This is a genomic window from Idiomarina sp. A28L (genome assembly GCF_000218785.1).
GTDB lineage: Bacteria > Pseudomonadota > Gammaproteobacteria > Enterobacterales > Alteromonadaceae > Aliidiomarina.
On sequence record NZ_AFPO01000012.1, the window covers coordinates 190284 to 212408 of the forward strand.

The window sequence follows — 22125 nt, forward strand, 5'->3', positions numbered from 1 at the left end:
CACAGGAATGTCATACGAATAGGTAAAAATTGCGCCATGTTCTATTAACTCAGCTGCGCTTTATATGTTAGAAAACGCCATAAATGCAGGTTTATTGTTCTCTGTGTATCAACCCATCGTTGATACCTATCGCGGTGCTATTATTGGCAATGAAAGCCTGATACGCGGGCCTGAGGGTAGTGCGTTAGCGCTGCCCGCCGAAATTTTCTCGGAAGCAGATAAACTTGGAGCACGCAGAGATTTAGAATGTTATTGCGTGCGAAGTGCGGTGAACTCCTACCAAAAATCTGAGTTTGCGGGCCTCTTGTTCATCAACATCAACCCAAACTTCCTCTGCTCAGAAAATGTATTCCTGGAATTAACCGCGCTGCAAAAAAACTCTTCAACCGCTATCGTTTTAGAGCTATCGGAGCAGCACCCGGTAGAAAATATATTGCAACTGAAGAAAGCTACGAATCGCTTACGTAATCTAGGATTCCGGTTTGCCATCGACGATCTCGGCGCTGGGCATTCAAGCATGATGCTTTGGGCCGAAATACGCCCTGAATTTATAAAAATCGACCGCTATTTCATTAGCGAGATACACAAAAATCCTTATAAGCGAGAGTTCGTTCAACATATTGTAACCCTGGCTAAAAATTTGCATGCCACGGTAATTGCCGAAGGCATTGAAACTATTCAAGAGCTTCGGCAATTACAAAAAATAGGTATTTTTGCCATGCAAGGCTTCCTGATTGGGAGGCCAGCGCTAGAGCCACTCAATAGTGAATTACTTGAAGCGCTACTCGCCGAAGAAAATCATCTTGATCGCTATAACTCTCTACATGCGTTGGTAGAAGATACAACTGTTGTAACAAGCTCTCGAAGAATTTCCGATATCTTAGATTACTTTCAACAAAACAATCGCTTAGTGGCTATTCCGGTTGTGGATAATGAGCAAATCACAGGCATTATCCGGCGCGGGCAATTCATGGAGTTAATGTCCAGTAACTTCGGTAGGGCTTTATATGCGAATAAGCCGGTATCTCTTGTTATGCAAACTAACGGGTTAATCATCGACATTAATGCACCGCTAGAGCAAGCAAGCGCATTGCTCACTGAGCACGAAGATACGCTCGATCAACACGTGCTACTTATTCAGAAAAACGGTAAATACTGTGGGGTGATTGCCGTTCCTAGCCTTCTGCGCCGCATTACCGAATTCCGCATTCAAAATGCGCGTTATGCAAACCCACTTACCTTGCTGCCTGGCAATGTGCCGATCAACCAGCAGATTGATTTACACATCACGAATCAACAAGCATTTTTTGTACTCTACTTCGATTTGAATAACTTTAAGCCCTACAACGATATTTATGGCTATCATCAGGGTGATACCGTTATTCAATGGTTCGCACAAATGCTGCACGAAACGTTCACCGAGCAAAATTACTTCGTGGGCCATGTTGGCGGCGACGATTTTATAGTGATTTGCGATAAAAACTTCAACAAGCAGCTTCTTGATGTACTAAAAGCGAAGTTTTTAGAGGAGATTCAGGGCTTTTACCGACAAGAACACCCAGAAACAAATACGATTTTAGCCCGAGCAAGAAATGGCCGGTTTCAAAACTTCCCCATTCTCGATTACAGCGTAGGCATTGTGGAAGTTGGCCCCAACTCAATATTCTCTCATCAAGAAGTATCCTCCTTGGCGGCTGATTTGAAACGCAAAGCGAAAGCAAACCCCAAGGGTATCGCGCAATGCAAAACCACCAGCGCCTATACACCCACCGTTCGAAAGGCAATGAATTAGCCGTACCTCAAAGCTCCCGCAAACACAGCCGGGGTTTACTTTCGCTTGCTATTTTATGTTTATCGTAAAATAATACTTGCATATCATAAAATGCTGATCTATTTTATAAACAACGGTGCAATACATACAAACCTATTTATCAACACAGCCGCGATGTAGCCAAAACACAGAGGCTCGGCATTTTCGGAGAATAACTATGCACACAAATGCGTTTAAATCTGCCGGCATTGCAGCGATCGCGTTGGCAATTCTGTTTCCGGTTTACTGGCTCTACGCATTCGGCACTCTTAGCGCGGAATCATTTGAAGTTGCATTTCAAGAAGATCTAACCAGCCTAAATGGGTGGGATGCCTTATTTGTGGTTATCGGAGTTCTTGAAATTGCCGTGTATGTGGTGCTCGCGCTATTTTGTCGAAATCAACTTAATGGCAGCTTACCCGCCGCGCTACTCATTATTATGGCCGTGGTTGTAGGCCTATTTCACGCCACTGTTCTAGTTGATATAACCTTAGCGCTTGGCTTGGCAACGCTTAGCGATACGTTAATAAACGTTACGGTTATATTTAGCCTTATTTGTTTGTTTCTGTATGCGGTTGTTGCCTTCATTTTCGCCATCAGCATGCTCATCCGCTTCGCCCAACTTTCAATGCCACTCAAAGTGTTCTCCGTGGGCCTACTCATAGCCTGCGTGTTCCAATTCACTGTAGTGCTGGGCATTGTGAATATCTTTTTATTCCCCGTGCTATTAATTGTGCTCGCGATTCAGTTTTTCCGCGGTGACCACGAAGTAGAAGTTGTGTGAAGCAACCATTAAAAGGATTTCAAATGCCCTATTACAATGCAAAATTCGCCACCGGTATAGCACTATTGCTCGCCATATTAATACCCGTTTATTGGCTTTCACAATTCGGTGTGTTCTTTGAAAAGCTATTGTGGCCAAGCGACGAAAATGCCTTTTACTGGCGTCATATCTTCACCGTGTTCATGCACGTTTTAGTGATCGTTACCTTACTAAACGTGCGAGCATCATTAGCCCATGCAGAAGCAACCCTGTTAAAGCGGATTATCGTCGGGTTTGCCCTTGTCATTGCAGTGTTCTCCGTAATATGGGCGCTGTTTGGAAAAGTAGAAGCTGCTGGTCCCGATTCACCCTTAATTATTTTAGGAAGCCTTCTGGTATTACTGCTAATCAGTGGGCTCGTAACATTTTGCACTGCAATACAATTTCACCAGCCGAAGCTACCCGCGAGCCTTCGTATGGCTAGCCTATTTATAGCCCTATCAATTTTGCTGCCAGCGATTACCCTAGCGGTATTGTTACCGGTAACCCCTATCATGCTCACTATCGGTTGTGGGTTTATCGCTGTGTACTTTTACAAATCAACTCAACCTGTTGATCTGGTGTAACCGGAGGCTGTTATGAACAACTCACGCAAGCTAACGGCCAGCCTAGCAATTATTGCCGCGCTGTTATTGCTACTGATTATGAATTGGATGGCCACCGCTTTCACCAGTGAGCCGAGTATTATTGAGGCGCCCACTTTTGTTCGCGTAATTGTGATTGGTTTATTCCAAGCTATCGGCCTGTATTTACTAATGGCATTGCAGCATGAATTCAAAACACTTTTAGTAAGCAAGGTAGCACTACTTTTGCTTAATCTGCTTCTAGTGCTGTTAGCACTAATTATGCTTTCCGAGTGTGTTTGGTTTCTTTTCGGAGGCTCTGCATCTTCAAACATTTTTGCTAGTAGCTACCACACACTCGCTATTTTATTTATGAGCGCCGTAGTGGTTTTAATGATCGTAATGTGTGCATTTGGCATAACGCTAGCAATTAACCGCTCATTGAACTCACGGTTATTACGAGGAACTGGTATATGTTTGGCCGCCGGTTCATTACTTGCACTTGTTAGCATTGCCCTTAGCACTGTTGCTTTCTTCGTTGGCCTAACATTACTTGCCATTCACTTTTGGCAACCCACTCGCCACATCGATATTGTGTAAGAGGCCGTCATGAACATTAGAATTAACTTAGATGTGGAGCTTGCCAAAAACAAAATGCCGTTAACCGAGCTTTCCGAGCGGGTGGGTGTTTCGCTTACCAATTTATCGCTATTAAAAACCGGCAAAGTAAAAGCCATTCGCTTCAGCACCCTCGAAGCTATTTGCGAAGCGTTAAATTGCCAACCTGGGGATATTTTAGAGTATGTGCCACCGAAGTGATTCGGTGGCTGCACCGAGCGCAGATTAAAGCTCCCAGCGGCTCTCGCCAATACTATTGCCTAACAACAGATCACGTAAAACATTACATTCTTCACGTATGGCTTGGCCCACAAAAGGGTAAAAGTCATTATTATGTAGCGTTCGAGAAGCTACAGATGGAGGAACAAAACGCCCCATCTCCTGCATAAAATCTACTTTTACTTCATCCGAGTGAATCAAATCTTGAGCATGTCTATCTATATTCTGTAGAAATTGTTCTAGGGATTTAGAACGCATCATTAGCTTTTTAGAAACATAATCAGCATTTTGCTTCACGCCTTTTTGTTTCAACCAAATAATATCCCACACATCACGAGGCTTTATACGCCGCTCTCGAAAAGCAAAAGCCACCATTTTATCAGCTAAAATTTCCTCTAGGCTTTGAACTGGTATGGGCAAACCTGCAATTGGCGATTCAATCTCATAGTGATTCATAACCGGCCTCTTCACCACATGCACTGAATCATAGGCACACACATCAACGTGCATTTTTTGCGAAGGCCTATCGGGCCTGCCAGGGTGTGTTTCCAAAGTAACCTTCCATGTTGATGTATCGCTATGCAGAGTATCGGGTTCCGGCTCACGAGCAGTAACACGCAAGCCGTATTTTGCAGCAATACTTTTTTGCAATTCCATGGCTAGCCCACTGAAATCACTCGGCTTAAAGTGGCAGCCACCAGTAAAATCGAGGTCCTCTGAGAGCCGGCTTGAATTATAACAAAGCCGTAATGCCGTACCGCCAATAAACGTTAATTTTTGAAGAAACCCATGGCTATGCAGTACATCGAGTACATCAAGATGCAAAATTTCTTTTTCGAGAACATTTTCCATACCTGCAAAATCAGGCTGCTTACGAATAACCTCAGCCACAACTTTATTTAGCATCGTTGAATTCCTCGGAAATCATGTGAATATTGCGGCCAACTCGGCGCAAATCCATAATGGCTTGTTCCTTGGTAGCGCGAAATACACGGCTTTCAAGATCGTAATAAACACCATCGTTTAGCGAATCAAGCGAGCGCTTAGTGTGGGTAAATTCGATTATACCGTACTTTGTTTTATGCTCGCCCGAGCGGCCCGTTGTCATCATGGTTAATCGCCGAATTGGCACTTGTGAAATCACCCCAATGCGGCTTAGTTCCGTTTCTAAGCTCACATACATGAAGTGCTTTTTGTGTAGCAAACTCGCAATTTTTTCCAGCACTCCTGTACTATTGGGCGGCGCTACGTTGTTGATATATAACCCGCGTGCTATGCGCTCGAGCGAAGAATTACCTACAGCCTTGGAAAGAAACTTCACAAAGTTTGGGGTTGGCCTTTCATCAACCATTAGCGCCAAATCGGCAGCCGTAAAGATACCAAAATGCCCAGCATTTTTGGCGCGCACAGTTTCTTCGATTAAAGTTCGTAATTTACTCATATTAAGTACACAATAACTCGCCCAAATAGAGAGTATATGTGCATTTAATTAAAAAGCAAATATGGTTAATTGATTGGGGTAACCTTCATAAAGTACACCGCTTTATCAGCAGATTTCCCGGGTATTTGGGGTTCACCAACTAGAAAAAAACCTTCGAGTAGCACGTTATTATTATTAAACAAAGATAAACGTAATCGCGTATTTTCTTCTGAACGCAACACTAAGTGGTTTTCATCAAGCTCGCCGCGAGATACCGTTAAGGTATGTTTACTGCCAAGTGAAGGGTCCGAGCCCAAAGTATAAACTTCAAACGTTGCTGTATTATCATCGTGAAGCTCTAAAGTTAACAATTCGTGATGGTGCGCCCTTGGCCCGTAGGAATAGCCAAGGTAAAAATCATGCTCATTCCCCTCAAGTAAACTTTGTATTTTCTCTCCATGTTTACTTACTAGCCGATATGCTGCCGAATCACCCTCAATATGCTTCAAATTGTAATTCTCAACCCAAAGGAGCTCCAACCCTCTTCTCAGATGAGAATCGGTTATATTCCAATAGCCCAAATTACTAGGCACCATTGTTAGGCGGCGTTCGTTCCCCATCTCATCAAAAAATGTAATGGTGCAGTTTATCGAAGTGCATGAAATGTTGTCGTCGGTGAAATACGAAGCTCGATGCAAGTAAAAGCCGTTCGAAATTCTATAATCGAGAATAAAGTGCGTTCCATGCTCTTGAATCCCCAACAAAATATATTCGCGGGTAGACGTTTCGATACCTTCATACATTCCCATGGCTAATGTGAGCGGCTCTTGCTCATGAACACTATGAGAATCGGCTGCACGCGCTGATTGCGAAGGCTGCAAAAGCAAACCACTTAACACTAAGACGCACAAATAGGTAATAAATTTGAACATGATAAATTCGCTCGTTCGCTGCATTAGGTTCATATTAACGTAGCATTTTTATGTGCATATTGTGGTCAATTTTGGCTAAATTGGAAATCGTTTGTTTTTTATTCGCCCGAAACATGCAAAGTAACATTTGTTAGCTAAAATCATTAAAGGCAACTCAATCGTTTGAGATGCAGTTTTTAAAGAGTATGCAAATGAAATGCTTAATGGCTTTACCACTCACTGTAATTTTCGGGCTTAGCGTTGCTTCGGCTGCTGCAACCGATACAACAACCGATATAGCCACCGGTGAGCGGGAACGTTTCGCGAATAACAGCAACGTTGAAATTGAATATAGCTACGTTGATGACGATGTTCTGCAAATTAGAGCCCGAACCGAACTAAACGGGAATAGCGGAGGCTGCATAGCTGCTTTCATGCATTTGTTTGAAGATACCGAGCGCGTAAAAGATTGGATAGAAATTGTAACCGATGCAGAGCTAATCGCACAACCGAACCCATACACCCGCATTGTTCACACCGAGTTTGATTCGCATTGGCCAATATCAGATCGCGATATGGTTACGCGAAGTATCTGGCAATATGATGCTGAATCACGTGCGCTACATATTGAAATAACCAACGCCAGCGAAGAAAAGCCACCCAGCAAAAACGTAATCCGCATGACAGATGTTGCCGCCAGCTGGCACATACAAGCCACCGAAAACGGCACCGTGAAGGTAGATTACCAAGGCAATTCCAACCCAAAAGGCAATATTCCACGCACCTCCGCACGGGCCTCAGCAATAACCGCAGTTGAGCAAACTTTTGCCGCACTGCAAACCTCTATCGCTGATAGCGAGTATCAGAAGGATTATTATTCGGTGCCTTGTTTGGAATGAGGGTTTTCAATGCACCTTTGCAAATGAATTCGTATGATTATGTGCATATAAGAAGCCCTAAGCGAGGGCGATTCAAAGCGCGTGAGTGTATGATCTTTTTAATATTTAGCTCGCACGTATTTTCCTAAATGAAACTTTAACAGATGAACATCTTCAGCCGATAATGACGCGGTTTGCTTACCGATGAATGAAGGTATTGCTCTCGGATTTAATACCCAAATATTGTTTTTAGATGTGTTGTGACTGGAATGTATAAACCACCCTGGGAACGTAACGATGCCTTTAACTGCCACTTTGCGCCCTGAGCTATCCTCTAACAGCTCTCGTAGCCATGCTGACGCTGCTGACACTTGAATAACTGGATTCCTCAGCAGAGCCTTCCCGTTGCGGAACACCTGTTGGCCATCAAAAACTAGTTCGGTTTTTCCGGTTGCGGGCTTCGACATCGTTTTAGTTTCCACAACATAAATGCCACTTCGATGAATCACAACATGATCGAGGTTAAAGTTATCTCCTTGAACATCGTGGAAAACTTCAGCACCATCAGATCTCAACCGCTCTAAAAACTGGCCTACCGCTTTTTCGCCAGCAATACCTTGCTCGAGTAATTTAACTTCTTTAAATGTGCGTACAATTTTGAAAGCCGAATATGAAGCAAAAACAATCGCTAGAATCGTCCAAATCACAGGGTTTGGAGGTAATTCAAAATACCAACGCACCCACTCATACACCGTGTAAGCAATAACAAGCATCGACACAATCAATGGGAAAAAAACCCTATCTAATGCAATATCCACCAATCGTTTTTCAAGAGATTGAGCCGGATTATTCAGCGGTTTTGCTTTCAAAGGTGACTTCATTCTCACTCCGTGAAATTTTCACCAAAAAATTTTATATAGAATAACTACTATTCAACTCTTTACTAGCTCTACGTATCAATGACGTTCAACATATTCCGCCATTCTTAACTCACAAAGCTCGAACACAATCGTTTCAAACAATTCACGCTCATCATCGGTTACTACAAAATTTGGTATGAAACGATCGCCTTCCGTTTTGAACCACGCTTCACTTTTATCTTTGTTTTGCGAACTATAAGCAGCTATTGGGTTCTTCTGCCAATATCGCAACCACTCAACGCTCTCAGCATTTAATGAACGTTCATTAGGACCAAGGTCTCGGTTTAAAGCCTTGGGGTAACGATGTAATATTTCCCAGCTTCGAGCTGCTAACTCACCTAAACGAACTCCGTGCATGCTACCAGCCGTATTAGCAAAACCACCAAGGTCTACGAATGCTTGCAGTAGAATCGCTTTAAAACACTTGCTCATCGCCGTTTGCTCTACGCCAAGGCGCACAAACTCGCCGTGGCTGCGGTATAAGCTTTTCAGTTCTTCAGTATCTTCTAATTGCGCAATCATACCGAGCCAACCTCCAAATTGTTGACGGATTTTCGCTTTTTGGTAATACCCTGCGTGAAAAAATTGAGCCGCTGTGGGCCGGTAACCCAATTCAAGTTTCAACGATTCATAATCTTCGGCAAATGTTGGCCTATCGGCTCTCGCTAACTCGTCCCAAAAATCTAAAACTTCGAGATCAAAAGTAAGATAGCACCCATCCGCCAACCTCGCATCAGGCTCCTTAATTACTTGCAAGATGTTCCTTATGCCCACCGTACCTAGGAGACTGGTGGGCTTTAACAAAAACGATTTGTGGTTACCAATAAAATCCAATACAACAACATGAGTTTTCCCGGTTACTGGCGATTGCCGAAGGCCACGCCCCAGTTGCTGCAAAAATAGAATTTTCGACTCAGTAGGTCTTGCCATTAAAACAGTATCAACTTCGGGAATGTCTGTTCCCTCATTAAACAAATCAACTGAGAACACGACTTCAACTTCACCATTTGCCAACCATTTTAAAGCTTCGTTTCTACGCACTTCTGAGCCACTGTATACGGACACTGCCTTTATACCTTGATCGATAAAGTAATCCGTCATGAAATCAGCGTGTCGTTTAGAGATACAGAAACCAAGAGTTCGAGTTTGTTGGTGTTTTTGCCAATGACCGAAAATATGTCTTGCCCGTTGAGTAGTGGCAAACGCATTTTCTAGAGCCGAAGGGTCGAACTTGCCACTCCTCCAAGGTATTTCTTGATAGTTTACAAATTCATCATAGATGCCGTAATAATGAAATGGCACTAAAATATTTTGCTCAATTCCATCGACCAGAGTGCGTTCAAATATAAGGTTGTTATCGCATAAGCTTAAAATATCTGATTGATCTGTACGCTCAGGTGTCGCCGTCAAACCGAGCAGAAAGTTAGGCGTAAAATAACTTAATAACTTTTGGTAGGTTCGAGAAGTAGCATGGTGGAACTCATCTACCACCACATAATCAAAATACTTACGTTCGAAGTTCTTCAAGTGCTCGAGTCGACCAATAGATTGGATCGATGCAAACAAAAAGTCAGCTTCTATATCTTTCAGAGAACCGTTATAAAAGCCAACGCTTTTCTGGGGAAATAAGGAACTAAACGTGCGTTGTGCTTGCAACAATATTTCCTCACGGTGAGCCACAAACAGGACTCGCTCTGCGTCAATCTGCTGTGCATCAAAAGCAGCCAGCCACGTTTTACCCATTCCTGTGGCTAGCACCACCAATCCACGTTTAAACCCTTCACTTCTACTTTCGCGCAACGCCAACAAAGCTTCTATTTGTGCGTCATTTGGAGAAAATCGATCTGGTTCAGGCTCATCTTCTACGCCAAGAACGTGCATTAAAGGCGCATTCTGACGTGTAACCTCTTCAAATTTCTGGATGTATGCAGTTATTTCTTGGCTAGTAAGTTGATGAGCGTTTGCTGTGGTAAATAATGATTCAAAGCTCTGTCGGATATGCGCAAATTCTGCAAGCGAGTCTCTAGATTCGCTCTGTAAATCGAATCGCAAATTCCATTCCATACCAGATGTAAGAGCGCTTTCACTCAAATTACTAGAACCAACAAATGCAGTACCTGCTTCAATCTGTGAAACGCCATGTTCATTGCGTTCCCGCACAAAAATATAAGATTTAAGATGAAAGGCTTTGCGCTCACTACACTTAAAAAGTTTAACTTCAGCGCCTCTTTGCTGTAGTAAAAACAACAGTCGTAAGGCTTGCGGGTGAGTAATATACAAATAATCCGATGTCATGATGCGCACTGTTGCACCATCACTAATGGCATCAATTAACGGTTCAAGTAGTAAGGAAACTCCTGAGCGTTGGGCAAACGAAACGCAGATATCTATTGCACTAGCGTGATTAATTGCATGAACTAACTTAGGAAGAAGAGGATCGTTTGCTGTGCCGGTTGTGAGCAAGTGTCCTTTTGCTAATTCCATAATTTAATCCTTACCTTCACTTTTCACCAAAATCGCATTCAACCATTTCTCATTCTCTCGGTCAGGTCTTGCATCGCCTGTTATCCACGTTTTTTGAATAGCTAAATCGCTATTCTGAATAACATCCGCTAGTCGTGCTTCAGTTAAGTTTGTGAAACGGCGGCCACCGCGCTCTACTTCATCATCACCATACTTAAATGAACAATAAAAAAGGCCTTTACTCTTTAGCTGCTCAGCTAAATGCAAAAAGGTGTGTGGGAGCCCAACAAAAGGGACGTGCAGCAAAGAAGCGCAAGCCCAAATGGCATCGGAGGGTTCACTTATTGAAAACTCATCAAAGGTAGCTAGCTTTACCTTTTCAGTGCCGAGGCGTTCTTGAGCTATTGCTACCAAAGCTGGGCTGGCATCGAATGCGGTAACTCGAAAACCAGCCTTTAAAAATGCCAACGCATCACGGCCAGAGCCACAACCCGCATCAATGATGTGCGCGCCCACGGGAAGGCGTAGAAGAAATTCTTCGTATAGCGCGGCCATATCTACACTGGCAGTGTCGGCATGAAATTCAGCTGCATTTTCGTTGTAATAATTGATGCTCATGAAGGGCCTTTTCCTAAGCTTTTCCACATCATAGCGCATTCAACTAAGAACTCTAACTGTTCTGAAGGTTTATCCTGCACATCGGTTTAAATTCAAAGATATCGCCAAACTACCCTGTAACTTTCTCACCACGGGTAATTTCACCAGCGCCTTCGAAGCGAATGGGTAGGCCCATGGAGCTATAGAAGCTGGGGCCGTTTTGTAAATGGAAATGTAAGTGCGGTTCGCTTGAATGCCCGGTGTGCCCGCAGTGGCCAATTACTTGCCCTTGGCTTACGTGATCGCCCACTTTTACAGGGATACTGCCTTTAATCAAATGTGCATAAAAACCATATTCGCCCTCAGCATGGCGAATAACCACATGATTACCGGCAAAATGCGTGCAGAGGAAATCGGCAATACCGAAACCTACCAATGGAGCTGGGCGAACGCGATCGAGCACGGCTACTACTTCACCAGCAGCGGCGGCTAATATGGGGTGGTTGTAACAGAAGTAATCGTGCAGGCGAGCCCCTTGATTACGATGTCGGCGATAATTTTCATCAGCAACTACAAAATCGTAAGCATAGCGCTGGGGGTATACGCCCCAAGAATGCGAGGTTTCCTTAGTTAACCCACCATTAAATACCAACCATTCGCCTGAAAATGGCAATCGATAACTCACTTTCGTTTGATAATTGGCGTTTTCCTCTTCGTGCTTACTTAGATACTTTGCGGCTTTTGCTTGGCCAAAAATTTGCTTCATTTGCTGCACGAATTGAAACGGGTTTAATACCGATAACATTACCGTTGGGTAGAACGTGAAAAACATCATATAGCGGCCGCAGTAACGAATAGGCCCAGAAACCGGCCAATTCTCGGCTGGGTGCGGCACCCTCTCTTTCTTACCGCCGGCAAGAACGCTAAATATCCACGCATACACAAAATAAAGCCCGAAATATAAAGCTAAGTTCGCCAATGTACCCAATTTAATGCCCAACACACTGCGCATTAATTCAACGGCCACAATAAACGTAATGATGGCCGCCACAATCGGCCAATACCATGCGCTCAACTTATTTTGCCAACCTTTGTGTTCTTGTTTGCTCACGCGCCGCTTCCTTCTTTTCTGTTCAATCGATGCACTACAAAAGCTAAAAGGATGATTGAAAAATGTGCTGAGATTTCTAAATCGCTATACTACAATGAAACCAACAATCGCTCCGCTAAGCAAGAATTCGATCGGTAGAGCAATCGGTAAAGAGATATTTAGTAAGGGATTAATATGCAATCACAACAGGAAGTGTACAAAGGTGAACCGAAGCTATTTTCTGGCTGGAATGTTCTTATCTTTATTTACTTAATGTTTTTCTCCATTATTATTTCTAGGTTTATTGAAGCACTTTCATTCAATCAAGTTTGGTTGGCGCTTTTACCCGCGGCACTCGCTATTGCTTGGTTTGGAAGAAATAGGGTCAAGCGCAATGTAGTGAAGATTTCCAATGAATCAATTTCTATTGAGTACAACGGTAAAGAACTTGCCTCAATGAAATGGCGCGATTTACAAAATGCCGAGCTTTCGATTAATGATGGTAAAGGCCTCGATATATTCGATAAATCGGGTGCGCGAAAGATTCATATTCCAAACTATATTGAACGTTTTGATGATCTTGTATCTTCTGTGCTTAACCGAATCACATCAAAACAACAGCAAACTTCGAAAAAGCAGTATTTTCAAGAGCCCAATGTAATTCCAAATTTTATAGGTTGGGCTAGTACGTTCCTTTTGCTTTTTACTTACTTCGCTTTTCGTGACTATCAAGAAACGGGTTCATTCGATGCCGCGCATTCCACCAATATTGGGCTAGTTATTGTTGCCTCAATATTGGCTATTCATACGATTTACAGCGCGTGGGTAAAGCCCAAACAACTCACGTTTCACAATGATCATATCGAAATTATTACTACGCTTCGAAACACTAAAATTCCCTATGTTCAAATCGCAAACGCTGAGCTAATGCCAAACCCGTGGGCGCCAGTAACTTCGAACCGAAATTTCTTAAGAATTGGCCGCAAGGATAAAGCCGGCGGCTATATCGTGCGTGGATTAGAATCGAATGGCGAAGAATTGCTGGCCACGTTGCAAAAATACCTCAACGCAGGCGATTAAAAAGCTCTGCTACCCAATACTAAGACCACCAATGTAAAAGCTTTTACCCGCTTTGGTATACGCAGTCTTTTTTTACATTAATACACTAATCGGTAAAGCATAAAACCCTTTCCCGAAGGGCAAGATTTTATCACCATCGTAAAAAACTATACCGAGTTCAAATGGCTCCTGAAAACTTCTTTCTAGCTTTCTTAGCCCTTTAAAATCGGCTGACGTAACGGTGCTCGCTGCCTTTACTTCGAAGCCGTATAGCTTTCGGTTACATTCGACGACGATATCTACTTCATCTTTGTCTTTATCGCGATAATGGTAGAACTTCATCAATGTCTCTGTAGCCTCAGAGTGCTTTTTCAGTTCTTGATAAACAAATGTTTCCAGTAGTTGCCCGAGCAATGCACGATTTTGGCCGAGAGAGCTGGCGGTTTCACCCAAGAGCGAACACGCTAAACCAGTATCAAGTAAATGCAACTTCGGGGTTTTTACGGCTCGGCTTAACCGGTTGTTATGGTACGGCTGTAAAAGCTCAACCATAAATAACTGCGTTAGCAAATCGAGATAGTTACTAATTGTTGGGCGAGAAATCGAAAATGGTGCCGCAAGGTCGCTCACATTGAAAAGCCGTGCGCTTTGGCTTGCAGAAAGCTCTAATAATTTTGGCAAAACTTGAAAATGTTGAATGTTGGCAAGATCTTGTGCGTCGCGCTGCAGAATTGTCATCACATAATCTCTATACCATGTCGCTTTGCGGCTCTCTGTCGCTCGAGCTAATGCCGGTGGGTAACCCCCTGCACTGACAACCTCAGCAAGTCTTGAGCCCAAGCGATATAATCGAGAAGGTGCGAATGATGCCATAATCTGATTGTTGTCTAGTTCATCGAAAATCGTTTTTTCACAACGGCCAGATATTTCTGCACGCGAGAGAGGACGTAAATTAATCACTTCCATACGACCAGCTAGTGAATCAGCTAACGTTGGCAACAATAAAATATTCGCTGAGCCCGTTAAAATAAAGCGCCCCGGGTCTCGTTGGTTATCCACAACAGCCTTTATGGAAGTAAATAGCTCTGGCACACGCTGAATTTCATCAAGAATACAGTACGCTGGCAAATTTTGAACAAAGCCAACCGGATCATACTTCGCCGCATTAAGTTGGCTCACATCATCAAAGCTAATATAGGTATAACCCGAAGGCTCGCCAATTAACTTAGCGAGTGTTGTTTTTCCGCTTTGCCTCGAGCCATGAATAAGAACGACGGGCGTATCTTTCAGTGCAAGGCGAATACTTTGCTCTGCAAGCCGTGGATAAATCAAACTCATTATAGTCTTACTCCCAAACACCGATGCGTCTAACTGAAAAAATAAATCCGGCTAATTGTAAGTTTTAGTTCGTCCAATTGAAAGTTATATTGCGTCTGATTTAAATTAGTAGTTAGCTTCCGTAACAATAATATTACTTTTATCCCCCGTCATGTATTCATAGCCTAGCGGCTAATCGATACCTCGAAAAACTTAAATTCCTCACTTTTTCCTCATTACTTTCATGTGCCCCAGCGCTATGTTTACGCCAACGTTTACATATGAGGAGCACGGTCATGAACGTTTGGCGAATTACAGGTTGGGGTTTAGTGGTGGCGTTGTTAATTGCGCCCGCAGTAGCAATGCGTTTTACCACTGAGGTAGATTGGGATGCTTTTGATTTTATCGTAGCCTCGATTTTACTCGGTGGCACAGGGCTATTTATTGAGTTTGCAGTGCGCTTATCAAGTAACGGTTCCTATCGAATGGGAATGGTGCTGGCTATTCTGGCCTGCTTGCTGCTGGTATGGATGAACCTGGCAGTAGGCATTATTGGCAGTGAAGATCACCCCGCAAATTTAATGTATTTGGGTGTCATAGGCATTGCTTTGGTAAGTTCGGTATTTGTGGGTGGCCGTGCCAGCGCGATGAGTTGGGTGATGGTAACAACCGCGGTAGCACAGCTTTCGATATCCGTTATTGCGCTGGCACTTTCGCTTTCGGTAGATTTAAAACCAGCCTTCTTTTTAAGCTCTGCATTTGCCATTTTGTGGCTGGTATCGGCCGGGCTATTCAAAGTTGCTGCAGATAGCTATGATAAAGCCACAATAAAACAAGAATAACTACCTAGATTAAGTAGCGCATGGCAACAGTTGAATATCATTTTGATGATTTTACCATTAACCCTGCCGAACGTTCGTTAACGCGAACTTCGGCAGATGCTACAACCATGGTTGATTTAAATAGCCGCTATTTCGATGCTCTACTGCTATTGGTTTCCCATTCCGGCGCACTGATCAGTAAAGAGCGCTTTATGCGCGAGGTTTGGGGTGGTATTCCGGTTACCGATGAAGCCCTTACGCAATGCATACGTTCGCTTCGCCGCGCCCTTGGCGATCGGGCAAATGCACCTCGTTTTATTGAAACGGTGCCAAAACATGGGTACCGGTTTATTGCCGATATAACCCAAACGCCCGCAACAAGCCTTGCTGCAAACCACAGAGCTCTGGATACCACTTCTGGGCATGCCACCAATAATGAAACCGCCCCGCAAATGCCGATTCATAAACTCATCATGCTCGGTGGCCGCGGCACTTTAGGTGCAGGTGCCGCGGGGCTTGTTGGTGGCGTAATGTTCGGGGCGCTTGCTCTTTCGCAACCCGCGCTGCAAAGTTTTGGTGCAGCCTCGGTGTTAATTGTAATGGTGAGCCTAACATTATTAGTGGCATTACTTGGCGGCGCGGCGGTTTCGTTTGGCATCGCCATTAGCCAATATCCATTCAAAGAAGATACCCCATTATTTCGCAGCGTTGTGGGCGGAGCGCTGGGTGGGCTATTCGTAGGAGCATTCGTAAAACTCGTTGGTATCGATACCTTTATGCTGCTGCTTGGCTACAATCCCGGTGATATAACAGGTGCGGCCGAAGGGCTAGCGCTTGGTGCCGCTGTTGGTTTCACTTATGCGCTTGTGCATCAATGCGCAAAAACCTATGTTCATGCAGCTTTGTTTGCTGTTTTAATTGGCGCCATTATTGGTGCATGCATCGTTCTGGCTGGTGGTAGCCTATTGGCCGGAAGCTTAGAAATGGTGGCGCACAATTTACCTGCAAGTAACATTCCGAAAGGGCATTTATCGCCACTAATGCAAATGGTGATTGGCGCGCTTGAAGGTGCTCTGTTCACCACCGCCATAGTGCTCGCCACTTTTCGAATTAGATAATATATTGTCCATATATGCCTTTTTTAAGCTCTAATGGGCAACTTGTTATCTAATTAAAGTTCCTTGTAATGGGCCAAGAGCCAATTTTTTTGCTGATCGTTACTAAGCCAGCTGGCGTATAATCCGGATAACCATAAAACCAACAAGGTTACATTCCCAATGTCGAAGAAAACACCATCTGCACTGCCCTTGCGTTACGCCATTATTATTGGTGCTGTAGGCGGGCTCGGCGCTTTAGTATTTGCAGTTGCCGGAGGCCTTGGCCAATCATCGGTAACTGCCCAAGATTTTGTGAACTTACAAGAAGGTGGTAACCCGCACCTTGGCTTTCGCCGCGCACACGCGAAAGGTTTCTGTGTTGCTGGGGAATTTGTGAGTAATGGTTCACTGCAACCTTATTCAATTGCGCCGCAGTTTACCGCAACTTCCACACCCTTTGTTGGCCGTATTTCAATAGCTGGCGGCAACCCTACTGCGCCAGATTTGAATGCTCCGGTGCGTAGCTTAGCGCTTAGCTTCGGTGAAGGCAGCAGCCGTTGGCTCACGGCAATGAATACGCCGCCAGTAATGGCGGTTGGCACTCCAGAAGCGTTTTATCAGCAGATACAAGCGCTCTCGCCCGACCCAGAAACCGGTGAGCGTAACCCTGAACGGATCAGCGCCTTTTTTGCCGCACATCCAGAAACGCAAACCTTCCGCAATTGGCAAGCGGGCTATACGCCTTCTTCGAGTTTCGCCAGCGAGATTTATCATAGTATTAATGCGTTCTATTTAATCAATGAGAATGGTGATCGCCAAGCCGTGCGTTGGGCAGCTATGCCTACAGTAAGCAACGGCGAAACGCTTGATGCCGCGAATGCCAATGCCCTACAAGATGAGTTTTTTGCACGCGTTGAAGCGCAGCCCGTTGCGTTTGATTTAACCTTCACTTTTGCGAATGATTCAGATGATGAAACCAATCCAACCGTGCTTTGGCCCTCAACTCGCAGAAATATGATTGCAGGCCAAATTGTGGTGCACCAAGCAATGCCGGAAAGCGAAGGCAACTGCAACGAAATTAACTTCGATCCGTTAGTGTTGCCAAAAGGTATGGCGGCTACCGCCGACCCTATTCTCCGCGCTCGTTCAGCTGCTTACGCTGAATCGTATCGCCGCCGTGCTCGCGAGCATTTTTTAAATAGCTCTCTGCAGCCCTCACCACAGAAAGAATCGGAGAATAACCAATGAGCCAGCCAACTACATATAGCCTGAGTGCACGTATTATGCATTGGGGCATGGCCTTCTTGCTATTTTCAATGTTGTTTGCCGGCCTTGCCATGGTGCAAAGCTTGCAGCCTTGGCATTTAACCCTGTTGGGGTTACATAAATCGTTTGGGGTTATTGCTCTTATTGCGGTTATTGTTCGCCTTGTTATTCGGCTGCGCACCACCACACCAGCTCTGCCCGATAGCATTCCAGCATTACAAAAACGTATTGCTCATGCTTCCCATTGGCTTTTATATGCAGCTATGTTCGCTATGCCGTTAAGTGGCTACTTTATGCAAAATGCGGCTGGCCGGCCGGTTGCGGTATTTGATTTGTTCACCTTGCCCGCCATAATGCCGGTAAGTTTGCCATTGTATGGTTTCTTTCGTGAAGTTCACGCACTTGTTGCATGGGCATTAATTGCGCTAGTGTTAGTGCATATCGCGGCGGCGCTACATCATGGTTTGGTGAAACGCGATGGGGTGCTGCAAAGTATGACAGGAAGAAAAAAATAATAACGAGGGCCCTGCTTTGAAATACAAACTATCGAAGAAAACCCGCTTAGCGCTAGCCTTACTGCTCGGTAGCAGTTTATTTACTGCCACGGCTTGTGCGGCAACCAGCCAAGCTTTTAACGAAAGTGAGTACACACCAACTCAGGGCCGCGTAATCAACTCGGCTAACGAATTTGCAGTGTTGCCACACCGTGATCGCATAGCGCCAGAAAATGCAATGTTGAGTGAACGCTTAGATACCTTGCTGCCAGAACTAATGGAAAGCGCCAACATTGATATGTGGCTCGTGATTAACCGTGAGTATGCCGAAGATCCTGTGTATTTCAGTTTAGTTCCGCAGCCTACTTTTGCGGCGCGGCGCACCACCATGTTGGTATTCAATAAATTAGCCGATGGTAGTGTTGAGCGCCTTTCGGTGAATACTTATCCGTTAGGTGGGCCCTATGAATCGGCATGGTCGGGTGGTGATCTTGATGAACAATGGGCCGCTTTAGCCGAGCTAATTGTTGCCAAAAACCCTGACCGTATCGGTATTAACGTTTCAAAACACTGGCCAGAGGCCGATGGCCTAACCCAAGGCATGCACGATAGGTTAACCGAAGTATTGCCAAGCGCATTGCAGAATCGCTTGGTTCCAGCAGAAGATTTGGTTGTGCGATGGCTTGAAACACGCAGCGAAGCTGAGCTTGATGCCTTTGCGCATGCAGTTGCTCTAGCCCGCGGTGTAATTGCCGAAGCATTTAGCTCAGCAGTAGTTACCCCTGGCGCTACCACAACCGATGATGTTGCTTGGTATATTCGCCAACGCTTTGAAGATTTAAGCTTGCCGATTTGGTTTATGCCTTACGTTACTTTTCAACGTGAAGGTATTGAGTGTGCGCCCGAAGCACCTTTTTGTAGTAGCGGCACTGGCGTAATTCAGCGCGGTGATGTTGTGCATACCGATGTGGGTATCTGCTATTTAAAAATGTGCACCGATACCCAAGAAATGGCGTATGTGCTGAAACGCGATGAAGATGATGTGCCACAAGGCCTGAAAGATGCGTTACTCACGGGCAATCGTTGGCAAGATATGCTTACCTATAACTTTGTTACTGGCCGCACCGGCAATGAAATTTTAGCCGCCACACGTGCGGAAAGTGAGCGCCAAGGCATTGTCAGCAGCACCTACACGCACCCCATCGGCTTTTTTGGCCACGCGCCAGGGCCTACGATTGGCATGTGGGATAACCAAGGTGAAACGGCGGTGAATGGTGATTGGCCGCTGTATCCGAATACCGCTTATGCGATTGAAGGAAATATAAAACAAGCGGTTCCTGAATGGGGCGGGCAAACGATTCAGATTATGCTGGAACAAAGTGCTTACTTCGATGGCGAACGGGTAATTTACCTCGCTGGCCGCAAAACGCAGTGGCACCTTATTCGTTAACAGATGACTCATGAACAAAAGGGCGCAAGCCAAATAGCATGCGCCCTGTTTGTTTTAATTTATAGAATTCTAAACTGTTCTGGCCGGCTAACATGAATGTGCGTTTGATAGTAATAAGAGTTCGTGCGCTCTTCGTTACAGTTAAACCAAATCACTACACGCTTCGCTTCACCTTCTACTTCAATTTGTTTGCCAACGATTTCGTTCAGCCAATCATTGCCATAGGTGCGGCGCAAAAAACGGACGACTTCCATATCCATACGTACTGATACATTCAGTTGTTCGCGGTAATTTAGCTCGCTGTTTAAGTAAACCTGCCGCGGGTTAACGCCCAGATTACGAACGGTCATACCGAAAGTACCCGAATAACCATTTTCCCCAGCTTGAGATGCATAGATCACAGCTTGCACCGGATCAATAACGCCCTCGCGCACGTTGTGTAACGGGCCCGCAGGCGGTTTACTATCGCGAACTAACTCTGCGAAGTTTTGCTGGGGGTTTGTAGCCTCTGGCTCTGCTTGTGTTTCTGTAGTGCTCTGGCAACCCGAAAGAAAAACCACCCCTACTGCTAGATATAAAAACTGCCGCATCATCATTAAAAACCTCTTCCTTGTTTGTATTTTTTAGTAAAACAGAGGTGAACAACTATAAGGGTTTTATGCGTCCATAAAAAGGGCATTTTTGTTACGGATTATGTATTCATGAATACTGCAATAATACCGGCTAAGCTTGCCAAAATAATTGCCATGGGTAAGGTGTAGCGCATCACTTTCCCCTCGTTACCGGCAAGATTTACCGTTGCGCCAGCGGCAATAATATTGTGCGGGCACACCATGTTACCCACTGCAGCTCCAAAAGTTTGCGCCCCAAGTAAAGGCGCAGCATTGGCACCGGAAGCAAGCGCGGCCGAGCGCTGGAATTCGCTAAACAAAATATTGGAAGCCGTAGCTGAGCCGGTAATAAAAGTGCCTAACACACCAAACCAAGGAACCCAGAATGGCCACCAGCCACCCGCTATTGCCGCCACGATTTGCCCCAGTTGCGCAATAGCACCGGTGTGAACTAACAACCGGGAAAGCATTAGCATTACAAACAGCGCTGCCAACACGGTAAGCACACGTGCTAATGCTTGTTTCAAAGCTTTTACAAGTGCTGTAGTTACCGGTAATGCTGATTTTCGCTGGCACAAACTGCCCAAAATAAAACTCACAAACAATAATGTCCCTGGATGATAGAGGTATTGTATTGCGCCTTGGTAGCCCTGCCATTCGAGTTGCCATTGTGCTGTTTGCAACGCTATTTTGATATCTGGTATGAGCCGTGTGATTAGCACCAAAACAATTAAAATGCTGTAGGGCGCCATAGCATTCATGAAAGATACCTTGTGATCAGCACTGTTAGCGTGGATATTTTTTAATGGTTTGTGCACAGTAGTTTTGTTAAATGAAGCAACTAACGTAAATACCCCAGCACCTATAATTGCACCCAGCAATGTGGGTAATTCCGGGCCTAAAAAATAGGCCAGTAGCGCCGCAGGTAGAACGAAGCTGAATGCTGCTAATGAGCCAATCTTAATGGCCGCAAACGGGAATGTTTCGGGGTGTGCAGTGGCGGTTTCCGCATGATTGGGCGAGTAACGCATGCAGCCCCACGCCAAGCCGATCGCTAATACAAATGTGGTGGGTAAAAGATAAGGCAACACCGCACGCGTTAGCGTGAGCTCAGATTCAGCAACCAGCAAAGCCTGGGTGATAACCGGCGTGCCCACGGCACCGAAAGTAACGCCTAAACTATGCCCCCAAAGCGCGAGCACAACCGCTAGCACCGGCCGGTAACCCGCCGCCACCAAGAATGGCGCTGTTAATGCGGCAGAGGTTCCAAAACCTGCGGCGCCCTCCATGAACATTGAAAAGAACCAAGCAATGAACAACGCACTTACTTTTGGGTTTGGGTGTAACCGAGAAAGTTGCAGCTGAATACTCGCAATAGCACCGCTATTAAGCTGCAAATAATAGATACAAAGCGCACCGAAAATTATCCACAGAATACTCAGGCTAGTAATTGCTGCCTCTAATACAGAGCCTGGCAGAATATTAGTAGTAAGCAGGTGGAGATTAATGCCAAGCACATAAGGCACCCCTGCAAGCGTAACCAAAAATGCCACGCTGCCAGCTTTCAACGCACTCCATTTCAACCCGATCATAGTTACTAGGATGATAAGGAACGGCACACTAAGGGCGCTTAATAAAAACAAATCAAACTGCATTTATGTGTCCTTAAGTGCCGGGATATTTGTGCATCATTTGCGC

The 22125-nt window shown here is 44.9% G+C and carries 22 protein-coding genes; 12 read left to right on the forward strand and 10 right to left on the reverse strand.

Going from position 1 to position 22125, the window contains the following annotated elements; all coding sequences use genetic code 11:
• The first annotated feature begins 64 nt into the window (after window positions 1–64).
• The 5 genes from A28LD_RS05450 to A28LD_RS05470 all read left to right on the forward strand — a co-directional run bounded on the left by A28LD_RS05450 (window position 65) and on the right by A28LD_RS05470 (window position 4015).
• Window positions 65–1792, forward strand: a complete 1728-nt coding sequence (locus tag A28LD_RS05450; RefSeq protein ID WP_007420069.1) for a GGDEF domain-containing protein — start codon at window positions 65–67, stop codon at window positions 1790–1792.
• 196 nt (window positions 1793–1988) lie between these two features.
• On the forward strand, window positions 1989–2594 hold the full coding sequence (locus A28LD_RS05455; protein WP_007420070.1) for a hypothetical protein: 606 nt from the start codon (window positions 1989–1991) through the stop codon (window positions 2592–2594).
• A 23-nt stretch (window positions 2595–2617) separates the two neighbouring features.
• Window positions 2618–3199, forward strand: coding sequence for a hypothetical protein (locus tag A28LD_RS05460; protein ID WP_007420071.1), 582 nt, complete (start codon window positions 2618–2620; stop codon window positions 3197–3199).
• Window positions 3200–3211: 12 nt separating this feature from the next.
• A complete protein-coding gene (locus A28LD_RS05465) occupies window positions 3212–3796 on the forward strand; it encodes a hypothetical protein (protein ID WP_007420072.1) in 585 nt (194 codons plus the stop codon).
• Window positions 3797–3805: 9 nt separating this feature from the next.
• Window positions 3806–4015: a helix-turn-helix domain-containing protein gene (locus A28LD_RS05470; RefSeq protein WP_007420073.1), complete on the forward strand. Its 210-nt coding sequence runs from the start codon at window positions 3806–3808 to the stop codon at window positions 4013–4015.
• 24 nt (window positions 4016–4039) lie between these two features.
• On the opposite strand, the gene A28LD_RS05475 is transcribed toward A28LD_RS05470, so the two are convergent.
• The 3 genes from A28LD_RS05475 to A28LD_RS05485 form a co-directional block, all read right to left on the reverse strand.
• Window positions 4040–4939, reverse strand: a complete 900-nt coding sequence (locus A28LD_RS05475) for a nucleotidyl transferase AbiEii/AbiGii toxin family protein (protein WP_007420074.1) — start codon at window positions 4937–4939, stop codon at window positions 4040–4042.
• Window positions 4929–5474, reverse strand: coding sequence for a type IV toxin-antitoxin system AbiEi family antitoxin (gene abiEi / locus A28LD_RS05480; RefSeq protein ID WP_007420075.1), 546 nt, complete (start codon window positions 5472–5474; stop codon window positions 4929–4931). The genes A28LD_RS05475 and abiEi overlap by 11 nt, the downstream gene beginning before the upstream one ends.
• A 65-nt stretch (window positions 5475–5539) precedes the next feature.
• Window positions 5540–6385 carry a hypothetical protein gene (locus tag A28LD_RS05485; protein WP_007420076.1) on the reverse strand — a complete coding sequence of 282 codons (846 nt, stop codon included), beginning with the start codon at window positions 6383–6385 and terminating at the stop codon, window positions 5540–5542.
• Window positions 6386–6576: 191 nt separating this feature from the next.
• On the opposite strand from A28LD_RS05485, the gene A28LD_RS05490 reads away from it, so the two are divergent.
• Entirely contained in the window at window positions 6577–7263 is a 687-nt protein-coding gene (locus A28LD_RS05490) for an START domain-containing protein (RefSeq protein WP_007420077.1), read from the forward strand.
• 98 nt (window positions 7264–7361) lie between these two features.
• On the opposite strand, the gene A28LD_RS05495 is transcribed toward A28LD_RS05490, so the two are convergent.
• From A28LD_RS05495 to A28LD_RS05510, 4 genes are all read right to left on the reverse strand, one after another.
• Window positions 7362–8111: a nuclease-related domain-containing protein gene (locus tag A28LD_RS05495; protein ID WP_158091782.1), complete on the reverse strand. Its 750-nt coding sequence runs from the start codon at window positions 8109–8111 to the stop codon at window positions 7362–7364.
• 87 nt (window positions 8112–8198) lie between these two features.
• Entirely contained in the window at window positions 8199–10646 is a 2448-nt protein-coding gene (locus A28LD_RS05500) for a DEAD/DEAH box helicase family protein (RefSeq protein ID WP_007420079.1), read from the reverse strand.
• A 3-nt stretch (window positions 10647–10649) separates the two neighbouring features.
• Entirely contained in the window at window positions 10650–11243 is a 594-nt protein-coding gene (locus A28LD_RS05505; RefSeq protein ID WP_007420080.1) for a class I SAM-dependent methyltransferase, read from the reverse strand.
• Between the two features lie 109 nt (window positions 11244–11352).
• The gene (locus A28LD_RS05510; protein ID WP_007420081.1) at window positions 11353–12333 is read right to left on the reverse strand and encodes a M23 family metallopeptidase; all 981 of its coding nucleotides are present in this window, start codon (window positions 12331–12333) and stop codon (window positions 11353–11355) included.
• Between the two features lie 174 nt (window positions 12334–12507).
• Here A28LD_RS05510 and A28LD_RS05515 point away from each other — a divergent pair, with 174 nt between their 5' ends.
• A complete protein-coding gene (locus A28LD_RS05515; protein ID WP_007420082.1) occupies window positions 12508–13392 on the forward strand; it encodes a hypothetical protein in 885 nt (294 codons plus the stop codon).
• A gap of 72 nt (window positions 13393–13464) precedes the next feature.
• Here A28LD_RS05515 and A28LD_RS05520 read toward each other — a convergent pair whose 3' ends face one another.
• Window positions 13465–14709 (reverse strand): ATP-binding protein, encoded by a 1245-nt coding sequence (locus tag A28LD_RS05520; RefSeq protein WP_007420083.1) that lies wholly within the window; start codon window positions 14707–14709, stop codon window positions 13465–13467.
• 275 nt (window positions 14710–14984) lie between these two features.
• Between A28LD_RS05520 and A28LD_RS05525 the strand changes: the two genes are divergently transcribed.
• The 5 genes from A28LD_RS05525 to A28LD_RS05545 all read left to right on the forward strand — a co-directional run bounded on the left by A28LD_RS05525 (window position 14985) and on the right by A28LD_RS05545 (window position 19816).
• Window positions 14985–15530, forward strand: coding sequence for a hypothetical protein (locus A28LD_RS05525; RefSeq protein ID WP_007420084.1), 546 nt, complete (start codon window positions 14985–14987; stop codon window positions 15528–15530).
• A 20-nt stretch (window positions 15531–15550) separates the two neighbouring features.
• Window positions 15551–16627: a winged helix-turn-helix domain-containing protein gene (locus A28LD_RS05530; RefSeq protein WP_007420085.1), complete on the forward strand. Its 1077-nt coding sequence runs from the start codon at window positions 15551–15553 to the stop codon at window positions 16625–16627.
• A 159-nt stretch (window positions 16628–16786) separates the two neighbouring features.
• Entirely contained in the window at window positions 16787–17854 is a 1068-nt protein-coding gene (locus tag A28LD_RS05535) for a catalase family peroxidase (RefSeq protein WP_007420086.1), read from the forward strand.
• Window positions 17851–18387, forward strand: coding sequence for a cytochrome b (locus A28LD_RS05540; protein WP_007420087.1), 537 nt, complete (start codon window positions 17851–17853; stop codon window positions 18385–18387). The genes A28LD_RS05535 and A28LD_RS05540 overlap by 4 nt, the downstream gene beginning before the upstream one ends.
• A 16-nt stretch (window positions 18388–18403) precedes the next feature.
• The gene (locus A28LD_RS05545) at window positions 18404–19816 is read left to right on the forward strand and encodes a M24 family metallopeptidase (protein WP_007420088.1); all 1413 of its coding nucleotides are present in this window, start codon (window positions 18404–18406) and stop codon (window positions 19814–19816) included.
• Window positions 19817–19875: 59 nt separating this feature from the next.
• On the opposite strand, the gene A28LD_RS11925 is transcribed toward A28LD_RS05545, so the two are convergent.
• Window positions 19876–20412: a hypothetical protein gene (locus A28LD_RS11925; RefSeq protein ID WP_007420089.1), complete on the reverse strand. Its 537-nt coding sequence runs from the start codon at window positions 20410–20412 to the stop codon at window positions 19876–19878.
• A gap of 95 nt (window positions 20413–20507) precedes the next feature.
• Window positions 20508–22082, reverse strand: coding sequence for an L-lactate permease (locus A28LD_RS05555; RefSeq protein WP_007420090.1), 1575 nt, complete (start codon window positions 22080–22082; stop codon window positions 20508–20510).
• Between the last annotated feature and the right edge of the window lie 43 nt (window positions 22083–22125).